General features: G+C 54.8%; 1 protein-coding gene. It reads right to left on the bottom strand.

Annotated features, from left to right (window positions below):
* Nucleotides 1-76: 76 nt before the first annotated feature.
* A complete protein-coding gene (locus ACXAIC_RS24785) occupies nucleotides 77-349 on the bottom strand; it encodes a transposase (protein ID WP_475187111.1) in 273 nt (90 codons plus the stop codon).
* Between the last annotated feature and the right edge of the window lie 224 nt (nucleotides 350-573).

Raw genomic sequence — 573 nt, forward strand, 5'->3', positions numbered from 1 at the left:
AAAGGCCCAGGTTCTCCGCGATGAATGCAAACCTCATTTGCTTCTTTCTATCAACCGGCAGGTGATTGCTGAGCAATCACCGAGAGGGGGCAAAGAACTGGGTGGCCTTTTTTAACACCTCCCTCTCCTCCCGGAGCAGGCGGTTTTCTCTGCGAAGTTCTGCTATCTCCTTTTCAAGGTCAGATTGTGTGGCCGGTTTCTCGGGATTGCGCCGGCCCTGCTGTCTCCAACGGTTCAAGGTTGAAAAACCAACACCAAGATCTCTGGCAACTTGCTTACGCGACAAGCCGCTGGTCAGCGCTATCCGGACTGCTTCTGCGCGAAACTCCGCGCCGTGACGTGATGCCATGAACAGTCTCCTTTGTGGCAAAATACCAAGTCAAAGGAGCGGTACAAATCCGAGATAGGTCCACCATGAACGAGAGAGAGCCGGAGGATAGGTGCGGCCAGAAATGGACGCAGAGCGCATTTTGGTGGCTCAATGGTGTCCGTCCGGTGAAGCCGGTCTTCATGGCGGCGGCGCGCTCTGTTACGCTGCTTTTGCAGCGTAACACCAAGGCATGAGTTCGTTGA

It is taken from the genome of Roseibium sp. AWQ4_254, from assembly GCF_056161025.1.